Source organism: Microvirga tunisiensis (genome assembly GCF_009296175.1).
GTDB classification, from domain to species: Bacteria; Pseudomonadota; Alphaproteobacteria; order Rhizobiales; family Beijerinckiaceae; genus Microvirga; species Microvirga tunisiensis.
Genome location: NZ_VOSK01000036.1, coordinates 21,646 through 43,322, shown reverse-complemented (window position 1 = coordinate 43,322; position 21,677 = coordinate 21,646). Strand labels below are relative to the sequence as shown.

Annotated in this window: 15 protein-coding genes; 5 read left to right on the top strand and 10 right to left on the bottom strand. The window is 56.7% G+C overall.

Annotated features, from left to right (window positions below):
* Positions 1-2,083: 2,083 nt before the first annotated feature.
* Complete coding sequence (locus FS320_RS12335; protein WP_162003242.1) at positions 2,084-3,739, top strand: GMC family oxidoreductase; 1,656 nt, start codon at positions 2,084-2,086, stop codon at positions 3,737-3,739.
* A gap of 532 nt (positions 3,740-4,271) precedes the next feature.
* On the opposite strand, the gene FS320_RS12330 is transcribed toward FS320_RS12335, so the two are convergent.
* The 6 genes from FS320_RS12330 to FS320_RS12305 all read right to left on the bottom strand — a co-directional run bounded on the left by FS320_RS12330 (position 4,272) and on the right by FS320_RS12305 (position 11,624).
* The gene (locus FS320_RS12330; RefSeq protein ID WP_152711878.1) at positions 4,272-5,756 is read right to left on the bottom strand and encodes an aldehyde dehydrogenase family protein; all 1,485 of its coding nucleotides are present in this window, start codon (positions 5,754-5,756) and stop codon (positions 4,272-4,274) included.
* A 38-nt stretch (positions 5,757-5,794) separates the two neighbouring features.
* Positions 5,795-7,423, bottom strand: coding sequence for a GMC family oxidoreductase (locus FS320_RS12325; RefSeq protein WP_152711876.1), 1,629 nt, complete (start codon positions 7,421-7,423; stop codon positions 5,795-5,797).
* The gene (gene leuD, locus FS320_RS12320; protein WP_152711874.1) at positions 7,420-8,061 is read right to left on the bottom strand and encodes a 3-isopropylmalate dehydratase small subunit; all 642 of its coding nucleotides are present in this window, start codon (positions 8,059-8,061) and stop codon (positions 7,420-7,422) included. Before leuD ends, FS320_RS12325 begins: the two co-directional genes overlap by 4 nt.
* Complete coding sequence (locus FS320_RS12315) at positions 8,058-9,473, bottom strand: 3-isopropylmalate dehydratase large subunit (protein WP_152711872.1); 1,416 nt, start codon at positions 9,471-9,473, stop codon at positions 8,058-8,060. Before FS320_RS12315 ends, leuD begins: the two co-directional genes overlap by 4 nt.
* A gap of 20 nt (positions 9,474-9,493) precedes the next feature.
* Entirely contained in the window at positions 9,494-11,026 is a 1,533-nt protein-coding gene (locus tag FS320_RS12310) for an aldehyde dehydrogenase family protein (protein ID WP_244627108.1), read from the bottom strand.
* An 85-nt stretch (positions 11,027-11,111) separates the two neighbouring features.
* On the bottom strand, positions 11,112-11,624 hold the full coding sequence (locus FS320_RS12305; protein ID WP_152711870.1) for a Rossmann-fold NAD(P)-binding domain-containing protein: 513 nt from the start codon (positions 11,622-11,624) through the stop codon (positions 11,112-11,114).
* Positions 11,625-11,953: 329 nt separating this feature from the next.
* Between FS320_RS12305 and FS320_RS12300 the strand changes: the two genes are divergently transcribed.
* The 4 genes from FS320_RS12300 (at position 11,954) to FS320_RS12285 (ending at position 16,395) form a co-directional block, all read left to right on the top strand.
* Positions 11,954-12,922: a LysR family transcriptional regulator gene (locus FS320_RS12300; RefSeq protein ID WP_152711868.1), complete on the top strand. Its 969-nt coding sequence runs from the start codon at positions 11,954-11,956 to the stop codon at positions 12,920-12,922.
* 485 nt (positions 12,923-13,407) lie between these two features.
* The gene (locus FS320_RS12295) at positions 13,408-14,376 is read left to right on the top strand and encodes a Bug family tripartite tricarboxylate transporter substrate binding protein (RefSeq protein WP_152711866.1); all 969 of its coding nucleotides are present in this window, start codon (positions 13,408-13,410) and stop codon (positions 14,374-14,376) included.
* Between the two features lie 50 nt (positions 14,377-14,426).
* The gene (locus FS320_RS12290) at positions 14,427-14,876 is read left to right on the top strand and encodes a tripartite tricarboxylate transporter TctB family protein (RefSeq protein ID WP_152711863.1); all 450 of its coding nucleotides are present in this window, start codon (positions 14,427-14,429) and stop codon (positions 14,874-14,876) included.
* A 10-nt stretch (positions 14,877-14,886) separates the two neighbouring features.
* The gene (locus FS320_RS12285; RefSeq protein ID WP_152711861.1) at positions 14,887-16,395 is read left to right on the top strand and encodes a tripartite tricarboxylate transporter permease; all 1,509 of its coding nucleotides are present in this window, start codon (positions 14,887-14,889) and stop codon (positions 16,393-16,395) included.
* 560 nt (positions 16,396-16,955) lie between these two features.
* On the opposite strand, the gene FS320_RS12280 is transcribed toward FS320_RS12285, so the two are convergent.
* The 4 genes from FS320_RS12280 to FS320_RS12265 form a co-directional block, all read right to left on the bottom strand.
* Positions 16,956-17,867 (bottom strand): SMP-30/gluconolactonase/LRE family protein, encoded by a 912-nt coding sequence (locus FS320_RS12280; protein WP_152711859.1) that lies wholly within the window; start codon positions 17,865-17,867, stop codon positions 16,956-16,958.
* A 27-nt stretch (positions 17,868-17,894) separates the two neighbouring features.
* Entirely contained in the window at positions 17,895-19,364 is a 1,470-nt protein-coding gene (locus FS320_RS12275) for a sugar ABC transporter ATP-binding protein (protein WP_244627110.1), read from the bottom strand.
* A gap of 5 nt (positions 19,365-19,369) precedes the next feature.
* Positions 19,370-20,338 (bottom strand): ABC transporter permease, encoded by a 969-nt coding sequence (locus FS320_RS12270; protein ID WP_152711855.1) that lies wholly within the window; start codon positions 20,336-20,338, stop codon positions 19,370-19,372.
* 69 nt (positions 20,339-20,407) lie between these two features.
* On the bottom strand, positions 20,408-21,385 hold the full coding sequence (locus FS320_RS12265; RefSeq protein WP_152711853.1) for a sugar ABC transporter substrate-binding protein: 978 nt from the start codon (positions 21,383-21,385) through the stop codon (positions 20,408-20,410).
* Between the last annotated feature and the right edge of the window lie 292 nt (positions 21,386-21,677).

The window sequence follows — 21,677 nt, the reverse complement described above, 5'->3', positions numbered from 1 at the left end:
GCCGTGGCAGCCGCCCTCAATGCAAGGCCGAGAAAGACGCTGGGCTGGAGATCCCCTGCCGAGGTGCTTGACGAGTGGCTGCGGCAGGTCAACAGAATACGTGTTGCGACGACTGCTTGAATCCGTCCAGTGTGCCCTCGCATCTATGATGCAGGCGAAACCTTGGTCTGCCACCGTGTAATATGGTGAACATACAACTATAGGCCAGACAGCATAGTCTTACTACAAAGTGATGATTGACTAAGCAACGGTTGTTTAGGATTACTTAAAATGCGTTACGGAGGCAAGCTCAATGAATTGGCTTAAAACGGTTTTATTAAAACTAAACACTAATACGTGCTGTATCAATGGTAAGCAATACCTGATTGCTTTTGGTGCCACACAATGTGTGATTATGCCGCTCGAGCAACATGGTCGACCACACGGCTCTTGACCAATCCGAAATTTCGTAGGGGGTGATGAGTAACTTGCTCTCTTGCACGGTGAGGTTGCGATATCCCGCTCACGCTCAGGACGGCCCACATTAGTTGAACAAGGTGCCGATGAGCCCGGTTAGTTGCATAGACCGTGAACTTTCTTCGGGCAGGTCTCAACCGTCCACATACTTTGATCCGGAACCACCTTGTGGCGCCGGCTATTGACCGATCTTTCCCTGAACGGCGAGATCGTGCAACGGGGAGACGGCTCTTCTTCCGTGAAGCAAAGACAACGGTGGGCTCGGCCCTCAATCCCGACCTGCGGCAATTCCAGTCTCATGCCGGCGCAACAGCGTTCGTCGAACATCGAGGCCATCTTTCGCCGCGAGGAGTCGGATTGCCCAAAGGTCTTGACGAGGCTCAAGGCCTTACCGCGCCGACACTGAGGGACCCGAATGGTATGCCCGAACAGCGGATGCCAAGGCTGCCTAATACTCGCAGGCCGAAAACCGGATTCTCCTTATTGCTTGCTGGCTCTCATGTCCGCGGACGCACACCGAGTGCTCGCATTGCTGATCCCACTTCAATCTCTCCTGCACAATTCTCGGGAGACCTAGAAGGCGGCTCCGCCTGTCCATGCAGTCTGTCGCCAGTCAGGCCCTCAATCCCTTGCACGGTGGAAGCGCCCGCGACGGCACCGCCGGGGTCGACGGCGCCAGCAGCGCCTCGATAACCTCCATGGGAATGGATTGCGGAAAGACAGCTTGGGCATCCAGCAGAGTTCCTTGCGCCAAAGGATGAGCTCGCTCCCATCAGTGCAGACCCATCTAGCGACTCCTGAAATGATGTCGCTCGGCTCAAATGTCTCGGTGACGAGCCGCTCCTTGCCTTCGCCAGCCGGAGCTTGTGCCAGCCCGCCCGACCGATGTGATGACCCTAAAAAGCGGCTGTGACCGGAGATCAACGACTTTTGGAGAGAGGTTCGTTCTGTCGATCAACCTCGCCGAATAACCTCCGCCCGGGATGCAGGCTCCGCCCCGCCCTCTAGCAGGAATTTTCCGAACCAGTTTACAGCGCCTGGGAGATCCAAGAAGGCGCTGTCAGTTCTTCGATCAGCCAAGGATGGCGTACTCCCGAGCCACGCGCGCCCCTCGATTGTGCAGTAAGATCAGCGGCACGCCGTCCGATGAATCCAGAAGCTGGAGTTCCTTGGCGTTTGACGCCTTAAGGAAGCTTTGGCGACATAGGACCGATCTATAGGAGATAAAGAACTATCCCGGCTTTTCGGTTGAGGTCGCCAATGTCAGCATTGTCGCAAGGCCGTCGAAGGCTGCGCTAAACGCGCAGCCCACGCTCAACCAATTCGGGGAAGAGGCAATGAATCTCAAACTGATAAAGACGCGTTTCTATGTACGGCGGCGAGTCCAGTAGCAGCTCTGCTATCGATGACTTAGCCCGAGCGCGGACTACATAGATAGGAGATACTCCCGACGAGCTGCCGATGCTCGACGTTCGGGTTCTGCGCAGCTCCGCGCTCTATTTCGTCGATCGTCGGCTGGGCGTGTCATGCGTCGCCGACTTGATAGCTCGATGCATGAGTCAATCAGGGCGTACCAACGCACAACAGAGATACTGAAAGATTGAGTGCGTAACAAATGAGGCAGCTCATGTTTGGCGCGAAGATGGCACAGGACACCGAAGGCGTGACGCCGGATGCCGGTCATTGGGATTACATCATTGTTGGAGCTGGGAGTGCAGGCAGCGTCGTTGCCGCGCGACTCAGTGAGAATGCATCGCAACGCGTCCTAGTCTTGGAGGCCGGTCCGCCGGACACACCCCTTCTTAAAGCATTTGGACTGGGTTACTATCTGAACCTGTCTCGCTACGAGTGGCATTACTATTCGCAACCCGATCCTTCGCGCAATATGCGGACCGACCATTGGCGGAGGGGTCGCGTGGTAGGAGGCACCGGCAGCATCAACGGGATGAACTACGTACGTGGTACCCGAGCGGACTATGACCGATGGGCCGCAATGGGCAACACCGGTTGGTCCGCCGATGATGTCATGCCGTTGTTTGCTTCACTTGAACGATGTGAACCGGGCTACCTAACTCCACCTGATCCCCGGTTTCGTGGTCATTCCGGAGCAATCTCGGTTCGCGAGGCCCGCCACTGTCATCCGTTGACTGAGGCATATCTCGAGTCGGCGCAAGTTGTCGGATTTCCATGGACACACGACTACAATGGCGTTCAGCAAGAGGGTGTTGGCTATGCGCAGTTCAATCAACGCAGGGGCTTTCGTCATACTTCGGCTGATGCGTTCCTGAAGCCAGCATTAAAGCGAAGGAATCTCAAACTTGTCACAAACGCCCATGTGCACAAGTTGCGGCTTGCTAACAGGTGCGTGACCGGAGTCATTTATGAGCACAATGGCGAAATAAGAGAGGCGCGCGCCGCCAAGGTTGTTCTTTGCGGCGGAGCGATCAACACACCGCAAATTCTGATGCTCTCCGGCATCGGCGACGCAAATGCCTTGCAATCTCTTGGAATAGACGTCGTGATCGACCGCCCCCAAGTAGGCAGGAATTTGATGGAGCACCCGATCCTCAGAACGGCACTCCGAGTCAACATTCCCAGCTTCAATCCCACAGGAGGTCTTTGGCAAAAGGTCTGCTTTCTCACCAAATTTGTACTGCAAGGTCAAGGGCCGATAGCCTCCGTTGTCGAAACTCAAGGGTTCGTGCGAAGCGCGCCGCAGGAGCCCATTCCTGACGTGCAGGTACTCTTCTCGCCGTTCGGCGCCGTTTTCTCCAATGAAAGCAGCTTCTACAAGAGTGTCGATATTCTGAATTATCCTTCTGTCTCGATCCACTTCGTGAAGAGCTATCCCAAAAGCGTTGGTCAGATCCGCCTCGCCAGTGCCGATCCAACGGATGCCCCGCTGATCGAGCCGAATCTTCTGGGCGATAGGCGGGATGTGGAAACTCTTGTCCGATGCGTCGACATGTTCCGTCGCATCGTGTCTACCGCCCCAATGGCCAACTTGGTGAGCGAAGTGATCGAGCCGGGTCCGCACATCAGCAGCCATGAACAGATCGTCGACTACGTACGAGAGCGCGCCGGCTTGGCATATCACCCTGCCGGCACTTGTCGTATGGGGGCCGACGAAGACTTCGTCGTTACGCCGGATCTCCGCGTGCGGGGCATCGACAACCTCTGGATATCCGACGCCTCGGTCATGCCGCACCAGATCAGCGGGAACATCTATGCAGCGTGCATGATGATCGGTGAAAAGCTCGGCCGCCAGCTTAGTTCGAAGTAAGATAGTCACGTCGATCACGCAGCGCGGGTCGGAAACCACGGATTTTGTCCGCCGTGACGCACAGAACTTGCGATTGCCCAACGCGGGCACGATCCAAAGTGCTTAGGCTCTTGGTGCGCACCAACGGCCGCGCAAATGCTGCAGAACGACTGCCAGCAATTCCCGCATTGGTGGACGCACGGCCAACCCACGGCTATCGGGGAAGCGCCGCCCCTCTCTGTCGGGGAAGGCGGCCTACCGATCAGACAGCCGTAAGTGCCAAGCGTGTCCAACTGTTATTGGATAGTCACGCCATCCTGCCGGAGAAATGCACGGCCGTTTGCAAACGTCGTGTCCTCGACGGCCGGGCTGACGAGCACGCACTCGATCTCCCGCTGGCGCTCGAACGGTATGGATTTGACCTGCTCAGCTTGGGGAGATACCTGTCTCGCCTTCGCCATCGATGCAGGGGACTCGAGCGAATGATCCTTTCTGAGACATGTAGACCAGGATGGAGTGGCGCGATGGCTCAGCACGGAATACGGCGATGAGCCTAGATCCGCATCAGAACAGATTTGGTTTGTGTGTAGGTCTCCAGCGACTCATGACCGAGTTCCCGGCCGATGCCAGAACTTTTGTAGCCGCCGAGCGGCATGACCTGGTCAACCTCAGCATAGGTGTTGATCCAGACCCGCCCGGACTTCAGCTTGCGCGACATCCGGTGGGCGCGACTGATATCGCGGGTCCAGATTGCCGATGCCAAACCGTAGTCGGTGTCGTTGGCAATAGCCAGCGCCTCGGCCTCGTCGCGGAACGGGATCAGCATGGTGACGGGGCCGAAGATCTCCTGGCGGGCGATCGGCGCCTCGTTCGAGAGCCCGCAGATGATGGCAGGCGCCATGAAACTACCCTGCGCTGGTCCCGACCGTCCGCGCAATACTTGGCTGCCATTGGACGACTCGGCCGCTGCCAGATGAGCCTCAACAGTTTCGAGGTGCCGCCGTGACGCCAAGGGCCCAATCTGAGTGCGTGGGTCCAGCGGATCACCGACGACCTGATCCTGGACGACGGCATGAAGCCGTTCAGCAAAGCAGTCGATGATCGTGTGATGCACAAGAATCCTGGAGCCGGCAGAGCACACCTGTCCCGAGTTGCGGCAGAAGCCGGCGACGGCCCCGACGGCTGCCTTGTCGAGATCGGCATCGGGAAAGATCAGGTTCGGTGACTTGCCGCCGAGTTCCAACGTGATCTTGCGCACCGAGTCTCCGGAATCGCGGTAGATGCGTCGGCCAACCTCACTTGAGCCGGTGAAGACGATCTTGGCAATGCGCGGGTTCTGGACCATCGCATTTCCCACGATACCGCCTCGCCCCGTAAGCAGGGCGACAACCCCGTGCGGTAGCCCGAGTGTCGCAATCAGTTCGAAGAGCCGAATTGTCGTCAACGAAGCAACCTCGGAGGGTTTCACAATACAGGTGTTGCCAAAGGCCAGAGCGGCAGCGATCTTGTTCACCGCTTGAGTGAACGGCGTGTTCCATGGTGTTATGAGACCGCAGACCCCGACGGGTTCCCGTAGGGTATAGATGAATCGCTCTCCATCTGATGGTAGTGTCACGCCGAACACCTTGCTGGCCCAGCCCGCGTAATATTTCAGAGTTTGTGCACCGTTCTCGACCCATTTGCGGCTGAGAGTGAGCGGCGCACCCATGTCCAGGGTTTCAAGAACAGCAAGCTGATCGACATTCTCTCCGACTAGACGTGCCAGTTCGAATAGGTAGTCGGCCCGCCGATGGGGAGATAGCTCCGACCAAGCAGGGTTGTCCATCGCGGCTTCGGCCGCAGCCGCAGCACTGTTCACATCATCCGGAGTTGCGCAGCTGACCTCTACAAGTTTTCCATCCGTCGTAGGATTGGTCGAAGCGAACAGGCCGCCATCCGACGCAGGGCGCCAGGAACCTTCCAGAAAGAGCATTTTTGGTCCGTCTTTCAGCCATTCGCGAGCCTCGTTCGACCCGGATGTAATGCTTACCTGATTCATGGCGCCCTCTCATTCGTCTTACTTCTCCGACTACGCTCTCAAGCCGCGGCAACGGTTCTCTGGTGTCTTGCGTCTTCTAGAATCATTCGCGCTGCATTCTCGCCAATGACCATCGAGGCGGCATTGGTGTTGCCTGAAACGACCACCGGCATAATCGAGGCATCAGCCACCCGCAGACGATCGATCCCATGGACGCGAAGGCGACAATCGACCACGGCCATTGCATCGGGTCCCATCTTGCATGTGCCTGCGGGATGGAAGGCGCATTGCCCATCAGCCCTAAGATAGTCCAGAAGTTGTTCGTCACTTCGCACGTCAGGTCCTGGAACCATTTCGGCGACTACACGCTCGCGCAGCGGGCTTTGCGCGATAATCGATCGGAATGCTCTGATACCCGCGATCATTGCCGCAATGTCATCGTCCGTGGCCAGATAGTTCGGCTCGAAGCGTGCGGGTTGGCGGGGATCGGACGAGTGCAGCCCGATACGACCACGCGATGACGGCCTCACTCGATAGACCGAGGCGCTCATCGCATCGAATTTGTGTACCGCGACGCCCCCCCTGGTGTCGAAACCGAATGTCATCGGCCGGAAACTGATTTCGACATCGGCATAGGCCATGTCAGGGTGGCTTTTCACGAACGCTGCCGCCGGTGACGAGCCGAGCGCCAAGTATCCCGACTGCTTGAGCAGATACTGGGCCCCAGCCAGATATTTACGCCATCCCTGGAGTGATTTGTTGTAGGAGCTGCCTGGCGTCACCCGAACTTGCACCCGGCTGACGAAATGGTCCTGAAGATTTGCTCCGACACCGGGTAGGGCGTGCACGACGCCGACCTGATGCCGTACCAGTTCTGCTGGATCGCCGACACCTGAGAGCATGAGCAACTGTGGCGAATTTAGCGCCCCGGCAGCCAGGATGACTTCTCCCCTAGCATGGAAGGTCACATGCTGCCCGTCCGGCAGAACCGCTGCAATCCCCTTTGCTGTCCGCTCGTTCAGTACCACGCGCGTAACATGAGCGCCCGTGATTACCGTCAGGTTGGCCCGATCGCGGACGGGTGCAAGGTATGCGTCGTAGCTGCTTTGGCGTTGCCCATTGCGGATATTGAACTTCAGAAGGCCAATTCCTTCAATGTCGCCCGAGTTGACGTCGTCGTTGTACCTTAGGCCGAGTGCGCGCCCTGCCGCGATGAAGTCGTGCACCGTCGGGTGTATTACAGCTGCATGGCTGATGTTCAGGGGGCCGCCTAACCGCGGCTTGGCCGGACCAGTGATATCATTTTCCATGGCGTCGAAGAGCTTACCAATTCGATCCCACCCCCACCCCGGGTTACCTAGGGCCTCCCAATGATCATAGTCGCGTCGGTCTCCCCGGATGTGGACCATGCCGTTGATGGCGCTTGAACCTCCCATGGTCTTGCCGCGCGGCCAGTAGATTCTGCGGTCGCCCAGGGTAGGAACAGGTTCCGTCTCGAAGTTCCAGTTATATTTTGGATGGTGCATCATCCGGGCCATGCCAGCCGGTGTACGCAGCCAAAAGTCATGCGCTTCTGGCCCAGCCTCAAGTAGCAGGACACGGACCCCTGGCGCATCCGTCAGCCGACGGGCTAGCACGCAACCAGCTGAGCCGGCGCCAACGATGATATAGTCATATTGATCCTTCATAAATCAGCCCCCTGCTTTGTCGTCGTATCGAACAGCCAAGGAAGCGCATGCCGCCGCGCCATTTCAAACCGCTCGATCTCGGCGGCATGCGACTTGGTCAGTCCAAGTTCGTCGCCACCGGATAAGGCGATCGTCCTTACATGTTCGTCGAGCGCGAACTCCAGCACGGCACTATTCGCGAGCTGAATTCGCTGCTGCTGGAGGTTTACCTCCAGCATGGTTAAAGGCTCTGCTTCCAAATAACTCAGAAGAGCCGCCATGTCCCCTCCGCTCAGTTCGATGGGTAATACGCCGAACTTGTAGCAGACGGTGGGAAATACTGGGCCGAACGACTCGGATATTAGAATTCGAATACCGAAGTCTCGATGAGCGAAGATCGCCCCTGGTCTGGCCGAGCCGCAGGCGTAGTTTCGCGAAGAGACCAAGATTTGTGCGCCTTGCAAGCTCGGATCATTCAGCACCATCGTCGCGATCGGCTGCCCTTCGGCATTGAACCGGCGGTCATGGAAAAAATAGGGTGCCAAGTCGTTCCTGCCGTCAACGCGGCTCTGGAAGCGCGAGGGAAAGATCTGGTCTGTATCAATGTCGGAGCCAGGCAAGAGATAGGCTCGGCTGCGGATTATCCCGTGCATGGTCATGGCAACTCCGACAAGTCGCGAATGTCATGAAAACGGCCGGCTACTGCGGCGGCGGCAGCCATCGCGGGAGATACAAGATGCGTTCTGCTGCCTGGACCCTGCCGCCCCATGTGGTTGCGGTTGCTCGTAGACGCGCAACGCAGACCAGGCCGAACGATGTCACCATTCATCGAATTGCACATTGAACAGCCACTTTCTCCCCAAACAGCGCCTGCTGCCCGGAACGTGTCGACCAGACCCAGAGCCTCGGCTTCGGCCCCGACATGACCCGAACCCGGCACGACGAGCGTTGGCACCCGGACGCGGCGCCCCTTTAGGATGGCAGCAGCCTCCTTCAGGTCCTGGATGTGTCCGTTCGCGCATGAGCCGATGAACACCTGGTCTATCTGCAGGTCACGGATCTCGGTCCCGGGCACAAGGCCCATATAGCTCAGAGCTTCGGTCATTTTACTACGACGCAGCGGATCGGGTTCGTTCCGCGGATCGGGAACGTGTCCGGTGACGGGAACAGCCTGCGCCGGGCTCGTGCCCCAGCTTACCATCGGCGCAACCTCCCCAACGTCAAGCGTGACGCTGCGGGACCAGCTGGCATCCTCATCGCTACGAAGCTGTAATCGCTCCGCGCGGAATTGATCCCATGCTGCGTCTTTGGGCGCAAATGTGGCGCCTGCCAGTGCGTCATAGGTGATATCGTCCGGAGCGATGATTGCAGCCCGCGCCCCAAGCTCTGTCGCCAGGTTGCACAGTGTCATCCGCCCTCCGATGCCGAGCGCGCGAACATGGCTACCGCAATACTCCACTGCCATGCCTGCTGCGCCGCGCGGCCCAAGCCGCGCCAGTAACAAAAGGGCGACGTCCTTGGCCGTAACACCTGGCTTGCAGCGGCCCTCGAGCACGATGCGCATCTGACCAGGGATCTTGAGCCAAAGCGTCTGGGTCGCGAGGGCATGGACCATGTCGGCGCTGATACTCAGGGCAATAGCGCCAACTGCACCTTGGGTCAGTGTGTGGGAATCCGTGGCTGCGACAGTCAGCCCTGGCAGTGCGAAGCCATGTTCGATTGAGACCGTATGCTGGATGCCGCGCCGCGGATCGCCCATCGGAAACATCTGCAGCCCCTCACGACTGCTATAATCCTGCGTCTCGACAATCGCGCGCCAGCTCTCGGGATCGGCGGCATCCAGCGGTGACATCCCCCGTGATGGGGTGTAATGATCGGGGATGAACAGTGTCTGGTTGGGCCGGCGGACCCGGTGTCCGCTCGACTCAAGAAGCTGATAGATTGGACGCGAGGTATCTGCCGTGATGATCCGGTCGAGATAGATTAGGCTCCGGCCCGGACGCATTGTGATGGTATGTGCGTCGATGATCTTCTCGACCAGCGTCCGCGGGCGGCTTTCGCAATCCGACATTCTAGCCTCTCGCGTTTCGATCAGGCGCGGAGCCCAGCGCCAACTGGTGGCACATCACCCGAGTAGGTGTGATTGATGTAAACGCTTTTCTGGTATAGGAAGTTATCCATGTGGGTCGGGCCACCCTTTCCACCATAGCCGGAAAGTTTGTAGCCGTTCATCCCCACGCCTGCGTCCATCCAGTCATAACAATTCACCCAGAAGGTGCCTGCCTTCACTCTGTTGATCATCCGCATCGCCTTGGAGAGATCCTGAGTCCAGACGGCGCCACCGAGACCGTACTCCGTTTCGTTGGCCAGTCGCAGCGCCTCCTCCTCAGTGTCGAAGGGAATGACCGAGATAACAGGTCCAAAGATCTCTTCCCGCGCAATGGTCATCTCAGGTCGCACATCGCAGAAGATCGTAGGTTCGACGAAGTAGCCCTGTGAGAGGTCGCCGCCCAACCTCTTGCCGCCAGTCACCAGCGTAGCCCCTTCGGGTGCAGCGCCGTCAACATAGCTCATCACCCGGTCAAGCTGGCCTTGGGAAATGAGTGGCCCCATGTCGGTGTCATGTGCGATACCCGGTCCGATGCGCATCTGGCGCGAGAATTTGACCAGTTTGTCAACGAACTCATTATGCGCTTTGCGCTCGACGAACAACCGCGTGCCGGCAGTACAGACTTGTCCGCAATTGTTATAGACGGCCATCGCTGCGCCTGGGACCGCGAGCTCCATCGGAGCATCCGCAAAGACGATGTCGGGCGACTTGCCACCAAGCTCGACCTGGACCCGTTTCACATTCGATGCCGAGGCCATGATGACCTTCCGGCCAGCCTGCACCGAACCCGTGAACACGACACGGTCCACATCATTATGCTCCGCCAAGGCCTGACCGACGACACCGCCACGGCCCGCAACGACGTTGACCACGCCTTCAGGCAAGCCAGCCTCGTAGAGCAGTTCGACGAGGCGCAGAATGGTCATCGTCGCATATTCCGCGGGTTTGAGCACAATAGTGCAGCCGGTGGCCAGCGTGCCGCCCAAAAGCCACCACAGCCCCACCAGCGGGACGTTCCAAGGAAGGATTCCTCCTATCACACCAACCGGCGCCTTGACCGTCATGGTCATGACACCCGTCCCGATGTTGTTGGGGAGAGTCTGGCCGCCAATATTGGTCGTTTGCGTAGCGAAATAAGTGATGGCCTTCAGGGCGTATTGCTTCATGCCCAGTGTTTTGGTGATTGGTGTGCCGATGTCGAGCGTCGTGAGATAGGCAAGTTCGTCGAAATTTTGCTCAATCACTTCATAGATGCGCATGAACAGGCGATGGCGTTCCCAGGGCAGCCATTCCGACCAGGGCCCCTCGAACGCCTTGCGCGCTGCAGCCACTGCCAAATTGACATCTTCAGCGGTACCCTCCGGGATATATGCCAACACCTCGCCGGTGGCAGGGTTGAAGGACGGCATCATCTGGTCCGAATGCGGCGGTACGCTTTTTCCGCCGATCAAATGGCCCAGTTCTTTGCCGAAGTATTTGTGGCTGAACATCGCAGACGAGGGTCGTTCGTTCATCATTAGCTCCATCGCGGGCCGGCGTTAGTAGCTGGCCGGTTTCGGGCATTGTATCGATCTCAGGACGGTGACAGGTAACTTCGGCTCAGTGCGAGCCGATCCCGCATGGCGCCAGTCCCACCGCCATGCTGGCGGTGATGCCGCTGACCCGAGATCTCGAAGCAACATAGAGAAGCTTGTTGGACACACTGCGGAGACCCGCTAATGCAAGGTTCACGACGACAGCTGTGACCGCATCCTCGTTGTCCGGCACGCGAACAAAAGCCTCGCAGGTTTGGTTGGAAGCCTGAGGGTTGTCATTGACGTTGCTGTCCGAGATGCCGACGTCTTTGATCCCTGCGTTGAACACGTGCGTGATCTTGCCGAACAAGACTTTCGTCCCTTCGACAAAAGTCCAGGCCTCTGTGGCGACGTTGATGCTGAAGGCCTTGAGGCAATCCTCGCCCGGAAAGGTATTCATCAGTTTGCCGAGCCGAGCCAGTTTCAGACCGGCCGCGCCGATACGGGATCCTTCGCTATACAGCCGCCGCATGGCAGCATGTTCGGTGCGGCTGGCCGTCCCTGTCACCAAGACGACACTGTCTTCAAATCGTTTCATGGGTCCTCTCCCGCAGTCCACGCTGCGGTGGCATTTGGCCTGGGCGGGGTCCCGCTCCTCCACTGGGACTGAGGCTGGCATGCTCAATTGAGGTTGTTAAGGCATCCTGCTCATTCAGGTGGTATAGCTTTGATCTATACACTGGACTCAACCTGGGCCATAATCCCACAGGGATACCAGCCAGACGGCCGATTGCACCCATAGGGGATCAAGGCCGATGAGTGGATATGGACAGGCTGAAATGCTCGACCGACAGCATCAACCAGCGGCTGGCCGCGACAGGGCAGGGCGATCTTTGCACGTGCGATGGAGACTAGGGAGAGGCCGTCATGTATAAGCCTCGCCCTCCGCTGATCGAGTTGAAACAGTTCTATTACTTCCTCACCCTCTCACGACATAGGTCCATCTCTGCAGCGGCGCAGGAGTTGGGCATCGCCCAACCCTCCCTATCGCAATGTGTGTCGAATCTCGAAAGCCGACTCAACATTGATCTCGTGATCCGTGGCAGCAGCGGCGTTCAGCTAACCGAAGCAGGCGATGAGTTGGCGCGCTATGCGGCCGAAGTCATTGAGCGGACCGACGCCGCCATAGAGCGGATTTCGGAATTGGGGACCAAAGTTCGCGGCGCCGTGTCGCTCGGTTTGCCGCCTTCACTCAGCGCTATCCTCGGCGTGCCACTGCTCGAGACGGTGCAGAACCAACATCCCAGCGTGCAAATGACCATCGTCGAGGCTTTGGATAGGACGACACTCGACTTGCTCAGTTCGGGCGAGCTCGATCTTGGCTGCGTCTATGCTCAGCCTGATACTAACGAGTTCTCCTCATGGGCTATGTTCCAGGAGGATATTTTCCTTGCCACCGCACCCGACAACTGGCCGCACGAGATCAAACCGGACGGCTTTGCAACACGCCCGATTGAAGCGATTACTCTCCAGGAATTGCCGCTTGCCATGCCCAGGGCGACCCAGGGGTCACGCCGGATGATCGAAAGAGCGGTTAGGAAATACGGCATCCGTCTGAACATCGTGACCGAGATCGACTCGGTACCGCAAATGCTAGAACTCGTTGAGCGAGCCAGTTGCTATTCGCTCGTGCCCCAGAAGGCGGTCTTGCCGCAACTGGCAGCCGGAACCATTGCCCTCGTTCCTATCGTTGCACCCACAATCCGCCAAACGACCTTTATTGCGCGGAAATCCTCGCATCCTACGACGCGAGCAATCGCTGTGGTTGAGGAGCTGATTGTAACAGTATTAAAGGATGTGATCCGGCGCCGCAAGCTGGATATCGACCTGATGTAAAAGACGAAGCACTCTACGGAGCATACCCTTATCGGTTCTCCCGATGACTTTCGCCCTGAGCTGCTGCTTTAACAACCAGCCAATTGGTAGGTGCTCCTGGCGGGATTATGGCCCAGGTCGAGCCAGTGTATAGATCAAAGCTATACCACCTGAATGAGCAGGATGTCTTAACAACCTCAGTTGAGCATGCCAGCCTTGGTTGTTCCAGGGTCTTCGCCAACTGCCTGATCGCAGGCTCCAGCCCGGATTGGGATACGTGACTGTTTAATCCCTGGGTATCGGTTACAGCCCAACGCGGCTGTTGCATAGCGTGACGAATGCTTGAGATCAGGAGAGTGTATTTCAGGAGCTTCAACGTTCCCCCGAAATCGCAGGAAGGAGAACGAGCCGTCGGAGAACACGCACACTACTTCGTCCAAGGCCTCGCGGCTCAAAAATAAATCAGCCTGGCCGGGCCTGTAACATAGAATATCTGGGAGGAAACGATGCTTAAGATATTGCGCCTTGGTGCCGCGCTCCTGTTCGGTGCGCTTCCAATCGCTTCGTCCGTTCAGGCACAGGAATTCCCAACGAGAAAGCCCATCAAGATCATCGTTGGTTTCAATCCAGGTGGCGGATCAGATGTAATGGCCCGGATAACGGCCGAGTTTCTCCAGAAACGGCTCGGGCAAGTGGTCGTCGTGGAAAACAGGCCCGGCGCGGCGTCCGCGATTGCAGCGGAATACGTGGCGAAATCCAAACCGGATGGATACACGCTGTTCGTTACGACTGCGGAACTATCCATCATTCCTGCTGTCAGAAGCAATCTGCCGTATGACTTTTCGCAGTTCACGTTCCTAGCCCGGCCCTTCTCAAGCACGCCTCTCGTTGTTGTCGGGCCAAACAGCCCGATTGCCTCGATGAAGGATCTGATTTCGCAGATCAAGCTCAATCCCCAGAAACTTCGTTATGGTACTCCAGGTGTCGGATCGCTCAACCATTTGGGTACCGTGGCGCTTGAGCAGGCCGTCGGAGCGAAAGGGGTTCATGTTCCCTACACGGGCGCGAGCGCCGTCTACACTGATCTTCTGGCAGGCGTGATCGATTTCTACACAGGGGCGTCACTGCCAATTCCCGAAGGCCTGAAGGTTCTCGGCCCGGCTGGTGCCAAGCGCCATCCGGCCTATCCCAATCTGCCGACCCTTGAAGAACTCGGCTATAGCAGGCTTGAGCATGAAGCATGGTGGGGTGTGGTGGCACCGCCGGGCCTACCGGATGACATTGCGAACCGGCTGAGGACCGACCTGCGTGCCGTTTATGCCGATCCCCAAGCGATCGAGAAGTTTCAGCAAGCGATCAAACTTCTGCCCGACGACAACCTGCTGGTTGGTGATGCCTTCAAGGCAAAGATCGTCGAGGACTACAAGCGGTGGAAGAAGATTGCCGACGATGGTGGCATCGTGATCCAGCAGTAGTATGCTCGGGTCGAGGAGAATATTCGACGATCGCGCGAAAGGATCTGCCGATGAGACATGTCAAGGATGCGACCAGTGTTCTAACCGGCATTTTCTTGCTCCTTGTTGCCTGCTTTGCGTTCTATGCGGCACGGACATTGAGCAATTTTACAGACATCGGCCTTGGCCCTGGCTTTGTCCCAAACATGCTTGCGGTCATACAACTTGGCCTGGGCTTGGCACTTATTCTTCTCGGACTTACCAAAGATGGTGAGGCGCTATCTCCATGGCGCCTCCGTCCCCTGCTCATTTTTCTCGCGCTCGCATTCTTTGCAATGACGATTGAAAGCATGGGTCTTGTTATCGCCTTGACAGGCTTGATCTTCATTTCCTGTGCGGCAAACCGCGGCACGAAGCTCGTGGACGCGATTGGATTGGCTGTTCTTGTCAACCTTTTTTCAGTTGTCGTGTTCGTGAAGGCAATCGGTGTTTCCATTCCTATCTGGCCGACGTTCATATAAGGAAAGTCTCATGGAAATTCTGAATGGCCTTACCGGGCTCGGTCACGGGCTGTATGTCGCCTTCGATCCCTCTAACCTGCTGTACTGTTTTCTTGGCTGCTTGCTCGGAACCATGATTGGCGTTCTGCCAGGATTGGGCCCGCTCAATGCAATGGCGATGCTTTTGCCGGTTAGCTATTACTTACCGCCCGAAGGGGCCATCATTATGCTAGCAGGCATATATTATGGCTCGCAGTATGGCGGATCGACGACGTCCATTCTTGTCAATATGCCGGGCGAGACGTCATCCATCGTGACATGTCTTGACGGCCACCAGATGGCTCGCCAAGGACGGGCTGGTCCTGCTCTGGCTATTGCTGCGCTCAGTTCGGTTTTTGCGGGAATCGCGTCTACACTATTTATCGCGCTGCTTGCCCCGCCTCTCGCCAAAGTCGCGCTATGGTTCGGGCCAGCCGAGTATGTTTCCCTCATGGTCCTCGGCCTCATCGTGGCGGTGGTGCTAGCGCATGGCGCGGTTCTACCAGCGCTTGGAATGATCGTGCTCGGCCTGTTGCTAGGAACGGTCGGGACCGATGTCGTAACGGGCGCATATCGCCTGACCCTTGGTATTCCTGAATTATCAGACGGGGTGCCAATTGTTCCGGTTGCCATGGGCTTGTTCGGCGTAGGCGAAATCGTCGCCAATCTCGAGAATACGGAGCGGAAGGTCGAGGTCACGCGCCATATTAGCCACCTCTGGCCGACAGCGGAGGATTTCAGACGTTGTTGGCGAGTCGTCCTGCGTGCTACGGGTGTCGGCTCTGTTCTCGGATTGCTGCCTGGTGGCGGCGCAATGCTCTCCTCCTTTGCAGCGTATGCCCTCGAAAAGAAGATCTCCCCCAACGCGTCGAAGTTCGGCTACGGCGCCGTTGAGGGCGTTGCAGCTCCTGAGGCGGCAAACAATGCTGGTGCGCAGACGTCATTCATTCCGCTTCTGACCCTTGGCATCCCCTCGAATGCCGTTATCGCCTTGCTGGCCGGCGCGATGATGATTCAAGGAATAACGCCGGGGCCCAATATCATAACAGAGCAGCCGCAACTTTTCTGGGGCCTAATTGCATCAATGCTGATCGGGAACGTCATGCTCCTAATCATCAATCTCCCGCTGGTGGGAATCTGGGTCAAACTCCTACGGATCCCTTATCACCTGTTATATCCGATGATCCTTGCGATTATGTGCATCGGAACTTACACGATGAACAATAGCATGGTCGATGTGCTCATTCTGATCACCTTCGGATTTTTCGGATATGCGTTCATTAAGTTGAGATGCGAGCCGGCTCCCCTAATCCTTGCACTCGTGCTGCAACCTATTCTGGAGCAGAATTTCCAGAGGGCGCTTCAGGTATCCTATGGCAATCCGGGCATTTTTGTCACCCGCCCGATCAGTCTCGCATTGATCATCACAACACTGATAATCCTGTCCTTGATGATCTTGCCCGCCATCAGGAGCACTCGGGAAAAAGCATTCGAAGAATGAGGTCTTGCCTCGAAGGCCTGGATCACAATGGTCTGGTGGGCACCAGTTTACCGCCTCCTGGCGGACCGCCCCAGTCGTCCGGTGCTGGTGAGCCGGTGCCCCACGCCCACCACACCAACTTGATGGAGAAGGTGTCGCTGACCGACGTCAGAGTGCTGGGGTGCCGCCCGGTAGGAACGCGCTGCCTCAACGAAGGCTGGTCTCGCACCCGAGGGTCGAGGAAATAGCGGTGACAATGATCCACCTCCTGTTTAAGGCAGTGAGTCACAGCTTCAGCCGGCGCGGAGGCGGTAGAGTTCTGTTTCCAATTCAATGCTCTAGAAGACGTCATTTACAATGCGCAGCAATTCGGATGGGCAGCGGCAGACCTATCCGCATTGCTACATAGCACATCATGCTCGGGCAGGGCACAGTCGCTGTAATCAAGATTGCTGGCGGAAACAAACATCGGTAGCGCAAGCTGCAAGATCGTGAGACTGTCAGCATTTGCCTTAGCGACCGAGCGTGAACCCGTTCAGGATGCGCTGTTTACAACGACGGACCAACTGGGCCGCAAGCATTCAATATGTACGGACACCCTTAACCAGTAGGTGTACCGCATAAAGGGACTTTGTGGCACAGATATAGAGTATGTTGTTTCTCGCACCACCGAAGCAGAGGTTTCCAACTACCTCTGGGACACGAATCTTGCCAATCAGGGTTCCATCTGGTTCATAAGCGTGAACCCCATCCCCGGCACTTGTCCAAATCCGACCGTCTGTATCGATGCGCATGCCGTCGAAAATGCCTACTGTGGCTTCGGCAAACACCGTGCCACCGCTCACCCTGTTGTCGTCGTCCACGTTGAATACACGGATGTGTGCGGGGTAGTCCAAACCGTGGGTGCGGCCACTGTCGACCACATAGAGCTTGCGTTCGTCCGGCGAGAAGGCCAGACCGTTCGGCCTAACCATGTCTGTGATTGCCGCTTCCACAATCCCGGATCGCAGATTGATGCGGTACACATGGGAGGCGCCAATCTCGCTTTCACCCTTGTTGCCGGAGTAATCATCGTCAATTCCGTAGGGCGGGTCGGTAAACCAGATGGTCTCGTCTGATTTGACGACAACATCGTTGGGCGAATTCAACCGTTTACCGTTCCAGTTCTCGGCAAGTGTGGTGATAGCACCATTATGTTCTGTACGAGTGACCTTTCTAGTCCCGTGTTCACATGAAATGAGGCGCCCGACGCGATCCACAGTATTGCCATTTGCGTATCCAGACGGCTGTCTAAAGACACTAACTGACCCGTCGGTTTCATCGTAACGCAACAGGCGGTTGTTTGGGATATCAGACCAGATCAGATATCTACCACCCGCGAAGTAGGCTGGGCCCTCCGCAAATCGGCAACCGGTGTACAGTTGCTCAACATCAGCGTGACTGCTTATCAGCTTCTCAAACCGTCGGTCGAGTAGATCGTACTTCTCTGGCATCCTAGCTTTTCCTCCCAATCACTCGAATTAGGCAGCCCCCATGGCCGCAACTAGCCCTTCCCGTGTCGCATCTCTTGAAGCGATTTCTGCTACAATGCGCCCACGTAGCATCACCAGTATACGGTCAGATATCCGAATCGCCTCGTCGAGATCATCGGTCGCAAGCAGAATGGCGCTGCCGCGCCCCGCCATCTTGAAGATTTCGTTGTGCAGTTCCACCGCCGCTTTGACATCTACACCTACTGTCGGCGCCTCTATGATGTAGAAGGATGGATCGGAAATCATCTCTCTGCCAAAGACTGCCTTCTGCTGATTTCCCCCGCTCAATTGGCCGATTTTCTGAGATCCGCCGGCGCTCTTGATTTGCAACCTGGCGATCACATCGTCTCCAGTTGCGCGAATTTTTTTGACGGGAAGGAGTGAGAAGGACGATTTTTCACGAAGGAACCCTAGTGAGATGTTCGCACCAACGGAAAGTTCAGGAAATATTCCCTCCACACGTCGGTTCTCCGGCACGAAACCCATCTTGGCACGCTTTTGTTTGTGGCCCGAACGAACGACGATGTCACCCTTAACGGATCGCCGCCCACGGATGCTACGCGTCAATTCGTGCCTGCCGGAGCCCAGATGACCAACAAGCGCCACAATCTCACCTGCCGATATTGACAGTGAGATATCATCGAAGGTAGCGCCGTCACTCAGGTTGTTCACCGACAGAACCTCATGGCCTACTTGAGGCTTGGCGGCACGCGAGACGCCCTTGACGTCGACCCCGACCATCATGCGGCTGAGTTCCGTGACACTTGTCCCGCAGATCTCCTTGGTCGCTATCATCTTACCGTCTCGCATCACGCTTGCGCGGTCGGCGACAGCCATAACCTCATCTAGATAATGAGTGACGAACACGACCATCTTGCCGCTGCGCTTCAGAGATTGAAACACTTCGAAAAGGCGATCGCGATCACGCTGTCCCAGGCGCGCCGTTGGTTCGTCAAAGATCATCACACGTCTGCCCAGAGCAATGACGCGTGCAATTTCCGTGATCTGTTGCGCACCTATTGGGAGCTTACCAACCACGGCGTCAGGGCTAACCCCGAGGTTGAACTTATCGAGTATCTCACGAGCGGCACCTATCATTGCATTCCGATCGACAAGGCGCCACACTGAAGATCTTGCGTCGAGCTTCAGGCTTTCGAAGCCGAGGAAGATGTTCTCGGCGACAGTAAGTTGAGGCACAAGATCGAACTCTTGATGCACGATTCCGACACCTGACAGACGCGCTGCTCTGGGACTCGAGATATCCAATGGTTCACCGTCCAGCGTCGTAATGCCGGCCGCGTCTGGGTACTGTCCGCCCAGCACCTTAATCAAGGTCGACTTGCCGGCTCCATTCGCGCCAAGCAGTGCATGCACGCTGCCAACTTCCACATCAAAATCGACACCATCTAGGACCCTCACCCCGGCAAAGTCTTTGGTAATACTGCGCATTGAGAGCATGGCGGTCACCGGATTACCGAGCGTGCTTCCCGATTGCCCCAAGTACTGAACCCGACTGCCAGCAAGAGGATCAGACCAGTAACACCGGTTTGCCAAAACGGAGACACGTTATAAAGATTGAGGCCGTTGCCGATGGCGGTGATCAGCAAAATCCCGAGCACTGTGCCGAATATTGAACCTTTCCCTCCGCCGAGAGCGGCACCCCCGATGACCGCCGCAGTGATTGCTTGCAATTCGTAACTTATCCCAGCGTTCGGTAAGGCCGATGCGGTTCGGGATGATAATAATAAACCACCAACCCCTGCCATCATACTACAGATAGCGTAAGTCAAAATCTTGACCTGAAGAACAGGTAGCCCAGCAAGCGACGCGGCCTTTTCGTTTCCGCCAATCGCGAAAATGTACTGGCCAAATATCGTGCGCCGAAGCACCAGTGCAGCGGCGACGGCCAAGCCAACAAAGAGCAGCCCAGCATTGGGAAGCCAAAGCGTTGAATCCTGTAGGAATTCGGAGAATGCATATGCTGGGCCTTCGGCGTAGACCAGTTCGCCGTTCGTGACGATCAAAACAAGTCCCCGAACTATGCTGAGTACTCCAAGCGTTGCGATCAAAGGCGTTATATTGAACACTGTAATGAGCAGGCCGTTTAGTGCCCCAACGATGGCACATGCAGTCAAAGCAGCCACCACGCCTCCCACCATCGCCAGACCTCCCCCGCCCAGCCCAAACATCAGATAGCAGACCACGCCAGACAGGGCGGCCACAGCTCCGACTGAGAGATCAACCCCCCCTAGAATGATAACCATCGTCTGGCCGATGGCGATGATGCCGATAATTGATGCTTGCTGCCAAAGATTGAAAAGGTTGCCCGGCTGCCGGAATACGGGATTGAGGATCATGAGCAACGCGATAGGTAGGAGCAAGATCAAAAATATGCCCCACCGCTGCCAGTAGGTCGACATCCTGTGAGTCATGCGACTATTCTCCCTGTAACTCGAGAGTGGCTTGCGAGTAAGCCTACAAACTGGCTTTTTATATCGCCATCAGAATGGTTTGAACTGTTCGAGATTTGACTTGGTGCAAGTTGGCAACGGGATTACGGCGTCGGCCGGGACTTTTTTGAAATCCGGCGCCATCTTCGCTATCGCTGATAGCGCAACCCTGCCCACTGTTGTCGGATCTTGGACGACGACACCATACTCCCAACCATTCCGTATCGCTTCAGCCGTTTGAACGGTCAGTTCGGCTCCCGTAAACACGACATCGGATCGGCCGGTCTTATGAGCATATCGAGCGCCGGGCACTTCAACCATTCCACCCCAACCGTGCACGAGATGAAGCTGGCCTGGGCCAAACTTTTGCAGCAGGTCCTGTGTGCCGGATAATCCTTTGTCAGGGCTCCATTCTGTGACAACTTGTGCGACAACTTCGATATCTGGCCTACTTGAAATAACCGACATGATTCCTTCATGTCGCAGCCGATCGGGAGCACCGCCTGGCAAACCCCGGAGAAAAGCGATCTTATATGGCCCCGATGTACCAGACTTTTCCAAGGCTTCCAGGATTAGTTGACCCATTTTAACGCCGAAGTCTTTGTCATCGACGCCAATGTAGGGGAATCCTTCGACCTTTCCATTTATGGCTACGAACGGGATTCCCGCTGCAGTTGCTTGTCTCGCAGCTGGCACAATTGCGCGAGCATCGGCTGGTCCAACGCAGACGACATCGACCTTCTGAACAATGAACTCTGAAACCTGTTGCGCCTGCAACGCCGCATCGAATTTTGCATCAACGAGTTTGAGGTTGATGTTGTTTGCGGCGGCAGTCTCGCGCAACGCCGTGGCCATTGGTACGGAAAATGGGATTGATAAGTCCCACAAGCTAAAACCTACCGTAAGCGGACCGGGCTTAGCATAGGCCTTTGCGGCAATCATTGCAGTTGGCAGACTGAGACCCGCCGCGATAGATCTTACGAGAAATTCCCTGCGGCTAACGCCGAAACCCGACTTGAAGCAATCCATGTCAGTCCTCCCGGGCGATCCGCTCGTCCTCGACGATGCGGCGCACTGCCGTACGACAGTGCCATCCTTGCTAGTTCGCGCTATTTGGGATTTATTGTCAATCGCTGAGATTCCGGGTATAGATTAAATCTATACTCGCTGAACGGGTAAGTCGGCTTATCAGGGTAGCTCAATGCTGGCAGTCTTTAGTCATACGAGTGGTCGGGCTGCATCTCGCAGTCCTTCGTACCATTGGTCGTGGCTTGAGAGTTATTGGTTAATAATGATCAGTCTAGCGGCGATGAAAGGACGC